The organism is Chitinophaga varians (assembly GCF_014529945.1).
GTDB classification, from domain to species: domain Bacteria; phylum Bacteroidota; class Bacteroidia; order Chitinophagales; family Chitinophagaceae; genus Chitinophaga; species Chitinophaga varians.
Genome location: NZ_JACVFB010000038.1, coordinates 1 through 486 on the forward strand (window position 1 = coordinate 1; position 486 = coordinate 486).

1 protein-coding gene is annotated in these 486 nt (G+C 58.8%); it reads left to right on the forward strand.

Translation table 11 applies throughout. From position 1 onward, the window contains the following. The coding region (locus tag ICL55_RS34945) for a condensation domain-containing protein (protein WP_246496881.1) at positions 1–486 on the forward strand (486 nt) is incomplete at both ends.

The window sequence follows — 486 nt, forward strand, 5'->3', positions numbered from 1 at the left end:
CCTCGTCCTCTGCAGGTGGTGTTGCGGGAAAGAGCGTTGGATTTCCGTTATGAAGATGTGCGTGCCCTTTGTCAGGCTGGCGGGGAAGAGGCATCGCTGGTGCATGACATTGCCGTGTCGGACCGGGCACGGGGCTTCGATCTGAGCAGGGATGTGCTGATGCGCTTAACGGTGGTGCGTTCCGCAGCGGAGACTTACTGGTTTATCTGGAGCCATCCGCATATCGTGATGGACGGCTGGTGCATGGGTATCGTTATCTCTGATTTCCGGGAGCTGTATGCTTCGCGCCGTGGTGGCCGTATGGCGAAGTTGCCGGCGGTGCGTCCTTATGCTTCGTATATCCGCTGGTTACAGGAGCAGGACAGCAGTGCTTCCCGTTTGTACTGGCAACAATACCTGTCTGGCTATGAAGGCGTTTCCTGCCTGCCCCGGCAAGTGCCGGCGGCATCAGGCTATCAGGCAGGGGTGGAGGAAGTGGTGCTGGAC